The organism is Candidatus Thioglobus sp. NP1 (assembly GCF_003326015.1).
Classification (GTDB): domain Bacteria; phylum Pseudomonadota; class Gammaproteobacteria; order PS1; family Pseudothioglobaceae; genus Pseudothioglobus; species Pseudothioglobus singularis_A.
This window is the reverse complement of sequence record NZ_CP023860.1, coordinates 1,002,818-1,016,157: the sequence shown is the minus strand read 5'-3', so window position 1 is coordinate 1,016,157 and position 13,340 is coordinate 1,002,818. Positions and strand designations below refer to the sequence as shown.

10 protein-coding genes are annotated in these 13,340 nt (G+C 34.3%); 3 read left to right on the top strand and 7 right to left on the bottom strand.

Features of this window, described 5'->3' with window-relative positions:
- Positions 1 to 110: 110 nt before the first annotated feature.
- Genes CRN91_RS05235 through CRN91_RS05225 form a run of 3 tightly spaced genes read left to right on the top strand, consistent with a single transcriptional unit; the run spans position 111 to position 4,132 of the window.
- A complete protein-coding gene (locus tag CRN91_RS05235; RefSeq protein WP_114115388.1) occupies positions 111 to 902 on the top strand; it encodes an HAD-IIB family hydrolase in 792 nt (263 codons plus the stop codon).
- Positions 903 to 923: 21 nt separating this feature from the next.
- The gene (gene glpD / locus CRN91_RS05230) at positions 924 to 2,498 is read left to right on the top strand and encodes a glycerol-3-phosphate dehydrogenase (RefSeq protein ID WP_254424915.1); all 1,575 of its coding nucleotides are present in this window, start codon (positions 924 to 926) and stop codon (positions 2,496 to 2,498) included.
- The gene (locus tag CRN91_RS05225; protein WP_114115387.1) at positions 2,495 to 4,132 is read left to right on the top strand and encodes a Na/Pi cotransporter family protein; all 1,638 of its coding nucleotides are present in this window, start codon (positions 2,495 to 2,497) and stop codon (positions 4,130 to 4,132) included. Before glpD ends, CRN91_RS05225 begins: the two co-directional genes overlap by 4 nt.
- Before the next feature lie 4 nt (positions 4,133 to 4,136).
- Here CRN91_RS05225 and CRN91_RS05220 read toward each other — a convergent pair whose 3' ends face one another.
- The 7 genes from CRN91_RS05220 to xdhB all read right to left on the bottom strand — a co-directional run bounded on the left by CRN91_RS05220 (position 4,137) and on the right by xdhB (position 13,314).
- Positions 4,137 to 5,219 carry a BMP family ABC transporter substrate-binding protein gene (locus CRN91_RS05220; protein ID WP_114115386.1) on the bottom strand — a complete coding sequence of 361 codons (1,083 nt, stop codon included), beginning with the start codon at positions 5,217 to 5,219 and terminating at the stop codon, positions 4,137 to 4,139.
- A gap of 104 nt (positions 5,220 to 5,323) precedes the next feature.
- Entirely contained in the window at positions 5,324 to 6,406 is a 1,083-nt protein-coding gene (locus CRN91_RS05215; RefSeq protein WP_114115385.1) for a BMP family ABC transporter substrate-binding protein, read from the bottom strand.
- A gap of 73 nt (positions 6,407 to 6,479) precedes the next feature.
- Entirely contained in the window at positions 6,480 to 7,409 is a 930-nt protein-coding gene (locus CRN91_RS05210) for an ABC transporter permease (protein WP_114115384.1), read from the bottom strand.
- A gap of 12 nt (positions 7,410 to 7,421) precedes the next feature.
- Positions 7,422 to 8,492 (bottom strand): ABC transporter permease, encoded by a 1,071-nt coding sequence (locus CRN91_RS05205; RefSeq protein WP_114115383.1) that lies wholly within the window; start codon positions 8,490 to 8,492, stop codon positions 7,422 to 7,424.
- On the bottom strand, positions 8,489 to 9,988 hold the full coding sequence (locus CRN91_RS05200) for an ABC transporter ATP-binding protein (RefSeq protein ID WP_114115382.1): 1,500 nt from the start codon (positions 9,986 to 9,988) through the stop codon (positions 8,489 to 8,491). The genes CRN91_RS05205 and CRN91_RS05200 overlap by 4 nt, the downstream gene beginning before the upstream one ends.
- On the bottom strand, positions 9,985 to 11,070 hold the full coding sequence (locus CRN91_RS05195; protein WP_114115381.1) for an XdhC family protein: 1,086 nt from the start codon (positions 11,068 to 11,070) through the stop codon (positions 9,985 to 9,987). The genes CRN91_RS05200 and CRN91_RS05195 overlap by 4 nt, the downstream gene beginning before the upstream one ends.
- Positions 11,071 to 11,073: 3 nt before the next feature.
- Entirely contained in the window at positions 11,074 to 13,314 is a 2,241-nt protein-coding gene (gene xdhB / locus CRN91_RS05190; protein WP_114115380.1) for a xanthine dehydrogenase molybdopterin binding subunit, read from the bottom strand.
- Between the last annotated feature and the right edge of the window lie 26 nt (positions 13,315 to 13,340).

Below are 13,340 nucleotides of genomic sequence, written 5' to 3'. Positions count from 1 at the left end.
GATAGAATATTTAAATATAATGTTCATATGAACATATATATGTTGGAATACTACTTTTCTTACTTAGAAAAAAATAAAAACTGAACAATTCTTTAAGCTAGGAGTTATAAATGCATAAACTTTCAATTATGTCTAGACAACAAATGGATGAAATTAAAATCATTCTTACTGACATAGATGACACTATAACTACTGATGGAAGCTTAAAAAGTAGTTCATATAGTGCACTAGAAAGATTATCTGATGCTGGATATATTGTTATTCCAGTTACTGGGAGATGTGCGGGTTGGTGTGATCATATTGCAAGAATGTGGCCAGTAAATGGAGTTGTTGGAGAAAATGGTGCCTTTTTCTTTAGCTACAACCATCAATCTAAAAAAATGCTACACACTTATAGCCAGAGTGAAAAAGAGCGAACTAATAATAAAAAAACCCTTCAAAAAATCAAAAAAATTGTTCTTGATACGATTCCTGGATCTGCCCTAGCCTCTGATCAAGACTATAGAAAAACAGATTTAGCAATTGATTTTGCTGAGGATGTACCTAGGCTTTCAACTAGTAATATTAAAGAAATTGTTAATATTGCAATAAAGGCTGGTGCAACTGCAAAAGTAAGTTCAATCCATGTAAATTGTTGGATTGGTAATCACAATAAACTTAATACAACTATAAAGACCCTTCAACAAAATTTTGGAATGATTGATTCAGATTTACAAAAAAAAGTTCTCTTTATTGGTGACTCACCAAATGACTCTATGATGTTTGGATATTTTGATCAATCAGTTGGAGTAGCAAATGTAAGAGACTTTATGGATGAAATTGATGAACTTCCAAAATATATAACATCACATCATTCTGGGGAGGGGTTTGTCGAACTTGCAAACTATTTATTAGATAAATAGTTTGGTTTTCACTCAAAATTTATGTCTGAATCAATATCCAAAAAAACTGAAAGAATTTATGATGTTTTTATAGCTGGAGGTGGCGTAAATGGAACAGGTGTAGCTCGTGATGCAGCAGGAAGGGGCTATTCAGTCTGTTTATGTGAAATGAATGACTTTGCCTCAGGGACTTCATCAGCTTCGACTAAATTAATTCATGGAGGACTCCGTTATCTTGAACATTATAAATTTCGATTAGTTCAAGAATCACTTAAGGAACGAGAAATTTTATTAAATATGGCGCCTCATATAATTTGGCCAATGCGATTTATTCTTCCTCATTCAAAAGGAATGAGGCCTAAGTGGTTTCTTAGACTAGGTCTTGCATTATACGACCATCTAGGTTTTAGGAAAATTTTGCCAGGGACAAAAAATGTAAACCTTTTAAATCAGCAAAAACCATCTCCACTAAAAGATTCTTTTAATTCTGGATTTGAGTATTCAGATTGTTGGGTCGATGACTCAAGACTTGTTATATTAAATGCTGTTGATGCAAGATTAAAAGGAGCTCAATTAAAAAATTATACAAAAGTTATAAATGTAGAAAGCGACAATGGTTTATGGATTATTACCACTGAAGATTCATTAACTGGTGAAGTAAATAGAGTTAAATCAAAAACATTTGTTAATGCCTCTGGTCCTTGGATTGATGAAGTTCTTAAGGATTCATTTAAAGTTAAAAATTCAAAAAATGTAAGGCTTATAAGGGGAAGTCATATTGTAGTTAATAAGCTATATGATCATGATAAATCTTATATTTGTCAAAATAAAGATGGGCGCATTTTCTTCATAATTCCATACGAAGATAGTTTTACAATGATTGGAACTACAGATATTGAGCATAAAGGTTCAGCTGGCAAAGTTCAGATTACTGAGGAAGAAAAAAAATATATATGTGAATCGGCAAGTAGTTATCTAAAAAAGTCTATTAGTACTGAAGATATAGTATGGAGCTACTCTGGTGTTAGGCCTCTCTATGATGATGGAGCCAGTAAAGCTCAGGAGGTAACAAGAGATTACGTTATTACGGCAAAAGAATATGATTACTCTTTAATGATTAATATATTTGGTGGAAAAATAACTACCTATCGTAAATTATCAGAAGCAATTTTAGAGCATATTGAGGGCTTTTTAGGTAAACAGGGCAATCCATGGACAGAAACTTCAAGCCTACCTGGAGGTGAATTTAAGATCTCAATGTTATCTAATTTAGAATCAAATCTTCAGAAAAAATATAACTTTCTTTCAAATGAAATTATTAAAAGACTTATTAGGTCCTATGGACAAATTTCATTTGATATTTTTGGAGATTGTCAAGATACTCAATCATTAGGTGAGCATTTTGGAGCCGGATTATACGAAATTGAAGTAATTTATTTACTCGAAAAAGAATGGGCAAAATCATCTAATGATATTTTATTTAGACGCTCAAAACTTGGATTATCAATTTCTGATAAAGGATTAAAGAAACTTGATTTATTTATAAAAAAATACAATGAAGAAGAATCTGTAAAGGTAAATAATACCTCAGCTAAAAAAGAGGTGGATGTAGCATGACTCTTTTAATTGAGCTCTTAGGATCTATAGCTTTATTATTATGGGGTTTAAGAATGGTCCGAACAGGAGTTATGCGCTCTTATGGTAATAGTTTGAAGAGATTAGCACGACGCTCAGAAGGAAAAGTTTTACCAGCATTCACATCTGGATTATTAGTTGCCGCCTTATTGCAAAGCAGCACTGCAGCTATTTTAATTTCAGCATCATTCACTGGGCAAGGTCTTATTAGTGTCAGTAGCGCATTTATTACTATGCTTGGAGCTGATGTCGGAACATCAGTAGCAGTTCTTATAGCATCGCAAAAATTTACAACTCTTGCACCATTTCTATTGGCAGTTGGTGTTTTTGGTTTTATTGGTTCTAAAATAAATAAATGGCAAAATGTTTTCAGGGCAATAAGTGGTCTTGGATTAATTCTTTTTGCACTTTCTTTAATTACTAAAACGGCTGGTGGATTATCAGAATTTAAACAATTTACAGAGCTTCTTTTAATCTTTGAAAATCAACCAGTATTTTTTGTTCTTCTAGCTTTGATACTTACCTATCTTTCATATTCAAGCTTAGCAATTGTCCTATTATCAGTTAGCTTCCTTGCTACTGGTGTTATTGGCTTAAATGAGGGTTTATATTTGGTATTAGGTGCAAACTTAGGTAGTGGCTTATTACCTCTTATTTCTAATTGGAAAGCTTCTATATTAGAGTTAACACCTATATTGGCAAATCTTATTGTTAGGGTTATTTGCATTGCTGCCTTCTACCCATTTGTTGATTTTGTTTCTATTTTCGCCTTGAAGTATATTTCTATCGAATTATTTCCAGCTATATATCACTTATCTCTAAATTTAATAGTTGCATTCATTGGAATTATTTTTTCTAAAAATCTTATTACCTTAGCAAAAAAACTATTTTCATCTCGAGAAGAAAAGAAACTAGATTTTCCAAGGTTTTTAGAATTAAAAGATTTTTCGATGCCAGCTATCTCTCTTGCAAGTGCCAAAAGAGAGGCAATCCATATGGCTGAAATTTCACAAAAAATGGTTCTATCTTCTCTAACAGTTTTACAAGATGATAATATTTCATTGCGTGATGAAATCATAAGAAATGAAGATATAGTTGACTCTCTATTTGATTCAATCAAACTATATATTGCAAGAATCTTACAAGAAGAACTAACTCCTTTAGAAACACAAAAAGCTTTAAATATTCTTAACTTTACAACTAATATGGAGCATATTGGTGATATTGTCAATAGTAGCTTAATGGAAATTTCTGGGAAAAAAATTGACAAGCATATACATTTTTCAAAAGAAGGATTAAATGAGATTATCTCTATTCATGAGGTCGTATGCTCTAATTATGATCTTGCTATTAATACCTTTGTTTCTGATGACTGTGAACTTGCAAAAGTTCTCTATGAAAAAAAACAAGAACTACATAAACTTGAGAAAAGATCTGTTTCAAAGCATCTTCAACGAATTGGAAAAGGAATGGCTGATAGTCTTGAAACCAGCTCTATGCATATAGATGTAATTCGTGATTATAAAAAAATAAATAGTCTATTATCTTCTGTTGCATATCCAATTTTAATTGCTTCAGGTGAAATTTTAGAGTCAGGTTGGAAGCAAAAAATTTAAAACCTTAGTTAGGATATTTACTATCAATTCCTTCTACGTAGAAATCCATAGTAAGAAGATCAGGATAGTTTGGAGGTGTTTCACCCTCCACTAACCACGGAGAGCCATCTTGCTTGTTAATTGGCCCAGTGAATGGATGGATTGCACCCATAGATAAGTCAATAATTGCCTTCATAGCTTCATTTTTAACATCAGTAGGCATATTTTGGTTCATTGGAGCAAATTTAACCATACCTTGTTGAACGCCGTCAAAAACATTAGCTGATGCCCACGTTCCATTCGCAACAGCTTGAACTCTCTCAAGGTAGTATGGCCCCCAGTCATTAATGATTCCACTTAACTGTGCATTTTGACCCCATTCACGCATATCAGATGACTGACCAAATGCATATATACCTTTCTCTTCAGCGACCGTCATTGGTGATGTAGAGGCAGTATGTTGCATTAAAATATCAGCACCTTGGGCAATTAAAGCGCGGGCAGCATCTGCTTCTTTACCCGGATCTTCCCATGTGTATACCCAAACAATCTTTATTGAAACGTCAGGATTAACCGACTTAGCCGCTAAATACGCAGAGTTAATGCCACGGATTACTTCAGGAATTGGAAACGAGGCAATATAACCAATAATGTTACTTTTAGTCATTCTTCCCGCAATCTTACCAATAACGTGCCTTCCCTCATAAAATCTTGCAGAGTAGACTGAAATGTTATCTTCTAACATGTAGCCAGTAGCATGCTCAAATTTCACATCAGGATATTGCTTTGCAACCTTAATAGTTGGGTTCATATAGCCAAATGACGTTGTAAAAATAATGTCATTTTTACGAGCAAGACTCGTAATAACACGCTCTGAGTCGGAATTTTCAGGAACAGATTCAATTTCCGTAATCATAACGTCATCACCCATCATTTTCTTAACATATTGGGCTCCTTGATGATGTGCATAAGTCCAGCCATGATCTCCTGTTGGACCAATATATACAAAAGCAGCTTTAATAGGGTCAGCATAGACATTACTAGTAAATGCTAAAACTACACTTAAAATTAAAAGTTTCAAAATACTCAAAAAACTACGATTGGACATACTAACTTTCCTTTTAAATAAGAGAATAAATTTTAATTTCAAACAAAAAAAATCGCGCCCTGAGATTAACTCAGGATGCGATTATTATTTAACTAATTAAATTATTAGTTAGGGTACTTAGCCTCAATACCTTCTACATAGAAATCCATTGTAAGAAGATCAGGATAGTTTGGAGGTGTTTCACCCTCAGCTAACCATGGTGAGCCATCTTGCTTGTTAATTGGCCCAGTAAATGGATGAATAGCGCCCATTGACAAATCAATAATTGCTTTTGAAGCTTCATTTCTAACTTCAAAAGGCATTGAATTATTCATAGGAGCAAACTTAACCATTCCTGAATCAACTCCATGGAAAACATCAGTTGAAGTCCAAGTTCCATCTGCTACAGCCTGAACACGCTCTAAGTAATAAGGACCCCAATCATCAATAATTCCAGTTAATTGAGCATTTTTACCCCACTCACGCATGTCAGATGCCTGGCCAAATGCATATATACCTTTTTCTTCAGCGACCGTCATTGGAGCAGTTGAATCAGTATGTTGCATTAGAATGTCAGCACCTTGAGCAATTAGAGCATTTGCAGCATCAGCCTCTTTACCTGGATCGTACCAAGAATAAACCCATACGATCTTGATTTCAATATCAGGATTTACCGACTTGGCAGCTAGATAAGCAGAGTTAATTCCACGGATTACTTCAGGAATTGGGAATGATGCAATATAACCAATAACATTAGTCTCTGTCATTCTTCCCGCAATCTTACCAATAACGTGTCTTCCCTCATAAAATCTGGCTGAATATACAGACACATTATCTTCTAGCATATAGCCAGTAGCATGCTCAAATTTCACATCTGGGTAACGCTTTGCAACCTTAATAGTTGGGTTCATATAGCCAAATGACGTTGTAAAAATAATGTCATTTTTACGAGCAAGACTCGTAATAACACGCTCTGAGTCTGAGTTTTCTTCAACACTCTCTACAGTAGTTATGATTACGTCATCACCCATTTGCTCTTTCACATATTTTGCACCTTGGTCATGTGCAAAAGTCCAACCATGATCTCCTGTTGGTCCAATGTATACGAAAGCAGCTTTAACAGGATCAGCATAAACATTACTCGTAAATGCTAAAACTGCGCTTAATATCGAGAGCTTCAAAACACTCGACAAACTTCGATTAGACATACTTATTCTCCTTTTAATTATTTAACAATTTTTCTTACTTTCTTACTTTTTACAAAAAACTTTATTCAGCAAACTAAGTTGTTGAATGAAATATTCTACCCAAACAATTAGGGACTGTGCGATTTGTTTTATTTTTTAATCTCATCCTCAGACTAACAAGAATAATAATTGTTGCTAAGTAAGGAAGCATAGATAGATATTGAGCACTTACATTAATATTTAATCCTTGTGCATGAATCTGAAGAATAGTAATTCCTCCAAATAAAATCGCTCCAAATATAATTCTAAAAGGTTGCCATGAGGCAAAAACAACAAGACCTAAAGCAATCCACCCTCTTCCAGCAGTCATACCTTCTCCCCATATAGGAACTTGAACAAGTGATAAAAACGCACCTCCAATTCCAGCCATGGCGCCACCAAATAAAATTGCCATTACTCGGTATCGCACAACATTATGACCAATTGCATGCGCCGCATCATGATTATCTCCAATAGCGCGCAAGATTAAACCTTGCTTAGTTTTGAATAAAAACCACCAAACTAAGTAAACCATAAAAAATGCCAAATAGACAAGAGGATTAAATGAGAAAAGCAAAGGGCCTAAATAAGGAATATCAGATAAATATGGAATTGGAACTGCAGTGATTAACTGAATGGTTTCTTCTGTATATCCTCTACCTGCAAAAGCAGCAAAACCCAAACCAAAAAGAGTTAAAGCAAGTCCAGTTGCAACTTGATTTGTAAGCAGAAATTGAGTCAAAAAAGCAAAAATAGATGCTATGGCCATCCCACCAAGCATTGCAGAAAGTACTGCTAAATAGGGATTTCCAGTATGGGACATAACTACAAAACCAAGTAGTGCTCCAACAATCATCATGCCTTCAACTCCTAGATTTAGAACACCTGAGCGCTCTACTAATAATTCACCAATAGCGGCAAAAATAAGCGGAACTGATGCAATACTTATTCCAATAATAATGCTAATAAAAAGACTTTCATTCATAATATTTAATTTTTAGTTTTTAGTTTTAAAAAGTACTACTTTATATTTAATTAATATATCGCATGCTAGAAAATAAAATAAAAGCATACCTTGAAAAATTTGAGTTATTGAACTTGGTAAATTGTATTCAATTTGCACATTCTCACCACCAACATAGCTTAGAGCAATTAGCAACGCTGAGAATAAAACACCCACTGGATGGAGTCTTGCCAAGAAAGCAACAATGATTGCAGTAAAACCATAAAATTGGGGCAAACCTGGAGTAAGTTGCCCAGCAGGCCCTGCTGCCTCAAAGATTCCTGCAAGACCAGCAAGTCCGCCTGATATTAAAAGGGAGTACCAGACCGTTTTGTTATCATCAAATCCAGCAAATTTTGCAGCTCGAGGGGCACTACCTGATATTTTTATTTGCATACCAAACATATGCTTTTTGATACCAAACCAAGCAATAAGTGATAGAATAATTGCGACAATTAAACCAATATGTAGTCGGGTGCCCTCCCAAATTATTGGAAGTAATGCGCTATCATGAAATAGTCGACTCTCTGGAAAATTAAATCCAGATGGGTTTCGAAGTGGCCCCTGAAGCATGGCACTTAAAAATAAGACTGCAACATAAGTCAACATTAATGTTACTAAAATCTCGTTGACCTGATATTTGACTCGCAGAAATGCAGCAATACCAGCATAAAACATACCTCCTAAAATACCCGCTATAGTCATTAAAGGGAGTATCCAAAAAGCCTCAACATTATAAAAATACAATCCTACAGCACTTCCTGCAATACCGCCTATTACAAACTGACCTTCTGCTCCAATATTCCAAATACCAGCTCTAAAGCCAATTGACAAGCCAAGCCCAATAATCATCAAGGGTGCCGCCTTAACCAATAGTTCTGAAAAATAGTAGGAGTCTCTCAATGGCTCTACAAATAGAGTATAAAAAACACTTGAAACGTCAATATCAACCAATATATAAACAAATATGAGATAAGCTGATATAGCTGTCAACGTCATAGCTAACAAGGGAGAAAGAAGAATCATTAAAGTTGAGTTTTCAACTCTTGGAACTAGCTTAATCATTTGTTTTCTCCTCCAACCATTAGCTGAGAAATTTTTTCTAACCCATTCTTTTTCATGTCAACTGCTTCTGAAAGAACCCCCTCAGAAAGGACATGAATTTGCTCACATAAACTTAATATCTCATCTAAATCTTGAGAAATAATCAATATAGCTGAACCCTGGTCTGCCAAAGCAATAAGTGCTTGATGAATATTATTTGCAGAGCCTGCATCTACTCCCCAAGTTGGTTGAGCAACAATTAATAACTCAGGATTTTGAATAAGCTCCCTACCAACCATAAATTTTTGTAGATTTCCACCAGAGAGAGATTTTGCCAACATATTACTAGAAGGTGTTTGCACATCAAATTTTTCAATAACATCTTTTGAATGCATACCAACCTTCTTCCAATCAATAACACCATTCTTTGTCATTTCAGTTTCATCTGGCCGACTTAACAACATGTTTTCATTAAGCGACATATCTGGAACTGCTCCATGACCAAGTCGCTCTTCAGGAACAAAGAAAATTGAAAGCTGTCTTCGTTGGTGTGAATTTAGATGACCAATATCTTTACCATTAAAATCTAAAGTTCCAACTGGTGAGGTTACCTCGCCAATTAATAATTCCATTAACTCATCCTGACCATTACCAGCAACACCAGCTATACCAACAATACTTCCTTTTTTCATTTTTAAGGCTATATTTTTAAGCTCAACCCCATACATATCATTACTTTTTTTACTTAAATTATTTATTGAAAAAATATCTTCACCTATAGTTATATTTTTTCTTGCAAGTTCAGTTAGTTTTTTTCCAATCATCATTTCAGCAAGTTCTTTTTGACTATGATCCTGAGGAATACAACTTTGCACTAACTTACCATCTCTTAAAATAGTAGCTTCACTGCATATTTCAATTACCTCCTCTAGCTTATGAGAAATATATAAGATTGCACATCCATCTTTAGCAAGTCTCTTAAGAGTAATAAATAAGTCAGAAACTTCTTGAGGAGTCAGAACCGAAGTTGGCTCATCCATAATTAATAGCTTTGGATTTTGAATTAAACAACGAATTATTTCAACACGCTGACGTGCGCCAACAGATAAGTCACCAACAACTTGCTGTGGATTAACATCCAAGCCATATTGTTTAGAATATTTCGATATCTCATCTGAAAAGTTTTCATTAAGACCAACAGAATCAAGTCCAAGAATAATATTTTCTTCTACAGTAAGTGATTCAAATAATGAAAAGTGCTGAAAAACCATTGCTATGCCATTTTCTCTAGCTTCAAAAGGACTTTTTGGACTATATTTATTATCTGCCCACTTCATTTCACCACTGTCTGGTGCCAATGAGCCATATATAATTTTTACAAGAGTAGATTTACCAGCTCCATTTTCACCAAGTAAAGCATGAATACTTGAACCCTTTATATTAAGAGAAACATTATCATTTGCCTTTAAATCTCCATAAGACTTTGTAATATTTGATACTTCTAATTGGTATTTCATATAATCTCAGATTGTCTTTTATCTTCAATAAAATTTATTAAATCCATGGCTATAGTGACAGCAATCGATGTAGGTGATTTTAAGAATTTTTGTTTCTCTCCAATTGGACATGTGAATTTTTCGACCACTTCCTGCTGATATCCTTTATTAATAAATCTATCTCTAAATTTCTTTCCTTTTATAGCTGAACCTATCATACCCAAATAGCTAAACTTGTTTTTAGAAATAATTTTTTCACAAATTTCATAATCTATTTGATGACTATATGTGATTACTAAACAATAAATATCATCAGGTAGATCTATAAGCCCATTTAGGAAATCATCACAGATAATATTTATTTTTGAAGTATCCCCTTGGTATTTATTAAACTGCTCAACCCTATCATCAATCCAATAAATATTTACTGGTAAATCTGTAAGAATTGGCATTAATGCTCTAGAAATATGCCCTGCTCCAAATACAGCTAGTGACTGAACTTTGGTAGGAGTATTTTTTTCAAGGCAAATTTCAATTACAGAATTAGAGTTATTAGTATATTGAATAACAGTAGGGCTTCCAGTTTTTGTTAATAGTTCTTTTGCACTAAGTGCAACAAAACTTGATATCCCTTTCTCATTTATTAGATGATTGTTATTATTAACAGAATAAACCAACTTATTATCTTCGAATTCAGAATTGTTATTAACAATAGTTGCAACCACAAAATCCTCATTTTGATCAAATAGTTCTGATACGACATTAATCCAAGAATTATTATTAATAGAAGAATTTGAATGCAAAAAACTTTCAAACATAACCTTGACATATCCCCCACAACATTGGCCAAGGGAAGCTCCAAGAGGAAATTTTTCTAAATGAACATTATTTTTATCAAGACTCAATAAATCTGCAGCAAATGCTAGGGCTTTAAACTCTAAGTTGCCACCACCAATACTGCCAAAAATAGATTGATCAGAAGCAACGACAATTTTGTCGCCATTTATGCAAGGTGTTGATCCCTTAGTATCTATAACGGTCATTAACACAAAGTCATTTTTTAAAGAAATTGCGTCATTTACTGACTTAAGCCAAGCCTGCATAATCTATGAATTTAAATTCTTATTAAGGCTGAAAAAGACTTGCTCAAAATTTGCTGGAGCATTGAGCCCAGTTTTATTATTATTATCAGCATTATAGATAGCATTCTTAATGGCCAGCCAAGTTGAAATAGCAAGCATAAGTGGGGGCTCCCCAACTGCTTTTGATTTATGAATTGTATTTTCGTGATTTGAAATATTTGGTTTAATTTTGACCTCAAAGTGTTCGGGAGTATCTCCTATCGCAGGAATTTTATAAGTTGAAGCACCCATCGTTAGTAATGCTCCAGAATCATTCCATTTAAGTTCCTCAGAGCAAAGCCAACCCATACCTTGGATATATCCTCCAACTATTTGCCCCATATCAATTGCTGGGTTCAGCGAGGCACCAACATCATGCAAAATATCCACTGCTAAAAGCTTGTATTCACCAGTCAAGCAATCGACTATAACCTCACTTACACATGCGCCATATGAATAATAATAAAAAGGACGACCCTTTTGCTTAATAGCATCAAAATAAATCTTTGGAGTTTTATAAAAGCCATTACTAAAAAGCTCAACTCTATTTAAATATGCTGTTGAAACAAATTCATCAAATGCTATCTTTTTCTTACCCACATGAACATATGAATCTTTAAACTCAATAATATCATTATCTTCACCATAAAAATTTTGAGCAAAAATAGTTAAATTTTTCTTAATTCTTAAGCATGCCTCTCTTGCTGCCATTCCATTTAAATCTGAGCCAGAAGAGGCTGCAGTTGGGGATGTATTTGGAACCTTAGAGGTAGATGTTGCGGAAACTTTTACGCGCTCTAAATTTACTCCAAACTCGTTAGCAACAACCTGAGCAACTTTAATAAATAGTCCCTGACCCATTTCAGTTCCACCATGGTTTATGTATATACTGCCATCTTTATAGACATTTACCAATGCACCCGCTTGATTTAATAACTGAGTAGTAAAAGAAATGCCAAATTTCACGGGAGAGAGAGCCAATCCTTTTTTGAGGTACTTATTATTCTTATTAAAATCCTCAATACTCTGCCTTCTAGCTAAATACTTACTATCCTCTACAAGCTCGCTTGAAAGCTCATTAATAATATTATCTTCAACAACTTGATCATAAGGAGTTACATTATTGGTTTCCTTTTGATAATAGTTTAATTTACGAATCTCAAGAGGATCAACACCAATATTCATAGCTATTTCTTCAATTATATTTTCTATAACGAGCATACCTTGTGGCCCACCAAATCCTCTAAATGCGGTATTTGAAGCGGTATTTGTTTTGCATAAGAAGCCTCTAAAAGTAGCATTTGGCATAAAATAAGCGTTATCAGCATGGAATAGAGCTCTAGAGACTATTGCTTTTGAAAGATCAAGTGAATATCCACATCTTGCAGCAAGATCAATTTCGATTCCTAAAATCTTACCATCATCAGCATAGCCAACCTTATAGTCTGCTTTGAAATCATGTCTCTTTCCAGTCATCAAAATATCATCTTTTCTTGAAAGTCTGGCCTTTATTGAGAGCTTAGTCTGTTGTGCGAAAATTGCACAAACACAAGCTAGCTGTGATGAATCTGTCTCTTTACCACCAAAGCCACCGCCCATTCTTCGAGTAACTACTTCAATTGCATTCTGTGGGACATCTAAAACATGTGCTACTAAATGTTGGACTTCAGTTGGATTTTGAGTAGAAGAATGAACTACCATTTCATTATCCTCTGTTGGAATTGCAAGTGCAACCTGCCCCTCAAGATAATAATGCTCTTGACCTCCAATCGAAATACTACCATTAAGTTTATTTTTTGATGAATCAATTGCTTTATTTGAATCTCCAATAGAGACTATTAGTGGCTCATCAAGAAAGCTTTTTTTAGCCATTGCCTGATCAATAGTCACAACTGCCTCAAGCTCTGTTACATCTGAGGTAACTAGGAGTGCTGCTTTCCTTGCATTGTCATGACTATCGGCTAGGACAGCAGCAATTGCTTGGCCATAAAATAAAACCTCTTTATCAGCCAATATAGGCTCATCATGTTTAATCGCACCTATATATAAATTTTCAATATCTTTTGCCAAGAGAATACTATGAACACCATCAGCTTTCTTGGCAACTGTAATATCTATCTTATTAATTTTTCCATAAGCAACATCACTCAACGCAAACGCAACATGAAGAGTACCTTTTGGAACAGGCATGTCATCAATATAGGCTGCACTCCCCTGAACATGCATATGAGCACTATCATGAACAATAGAGT

What these genes read in the sequence shown, in the direction of transcription:
- glpD (WP_254424915.1), top strand. Translation starts at nt 924, where the DNA reads ATGTCTGAATCAATATCCAAAAAAACTGAAAGAATTTATGATGTTTTT.
- CRN91_RS05225 (WP_114115387.1), top strand. Translation starts at nt 2,495, where the DNA reads ATGACTCTTTTAATTGAGCTCTTAGGATCTATAGCTTTATTATTATGG.
- CRN91_RS05210 (WP_114115384.1), bottom strand. Translation starts at nt 7,409, where the DNA reads ATGAATGAAAGTCTTTTTATTAGCATTATTATTGGAATAAGTATTGCA.
- CRN91_RS05205 (WP_114115383.1), bottom strand. Translation starts at nt 8,492, where the DNA reads ATGATTAAGCTAGTTCCAAGAGTTGAAAACTCAACTTTAATGATTCTT.
- CRN91_RS05215 (WP_114115385.1), bottom strand. Translation starts at nt 6,406, where the DNA reads ATGTCTAATCGAAGTTTGTCGAGTGTTTTGAAGCTCTCGATATTAAGC.
- CRN91_RS05195 (WP_114115381.1), bottom strand. Translation starts at nt 11,070, where the DNA reads ATGCAGGCTTGGCTTAAGTCAGTAAATGACGCAATTTCTTTAAAAAAT.
- xdhB (WP_114115380.1), bottom strand. Translation starts at nt 13,314, where the DNA reads ATGCATGTTCAGGGGAGTGCAGCCTATATTGATGACATGCCTGTTCCA.
- CRN91_RS05220 (WP_114115386.1), bottom strand. Translation starts at nt 5,219, where the DNA reads ATGTCCAATCGTAGTTTTTTGAGTATTTTGAAACTTTTAATTTTAAGT.
- CRN91_RS05235 (WP_114115388.1), top strand. Translation starts at nt 111, where the DNA reads ATGCATAAACTTTCAATTATGTCTAGACAACAAATGGATGAAATTAAA.
- CRN91_RS05200 (WP_114115382.1), bottom strand. Translation starts at nt 9,988, where the DNA reads ATGAAATACCAATTAGAAGTATCAAATATTACAAAGTCTTATGGAGAT.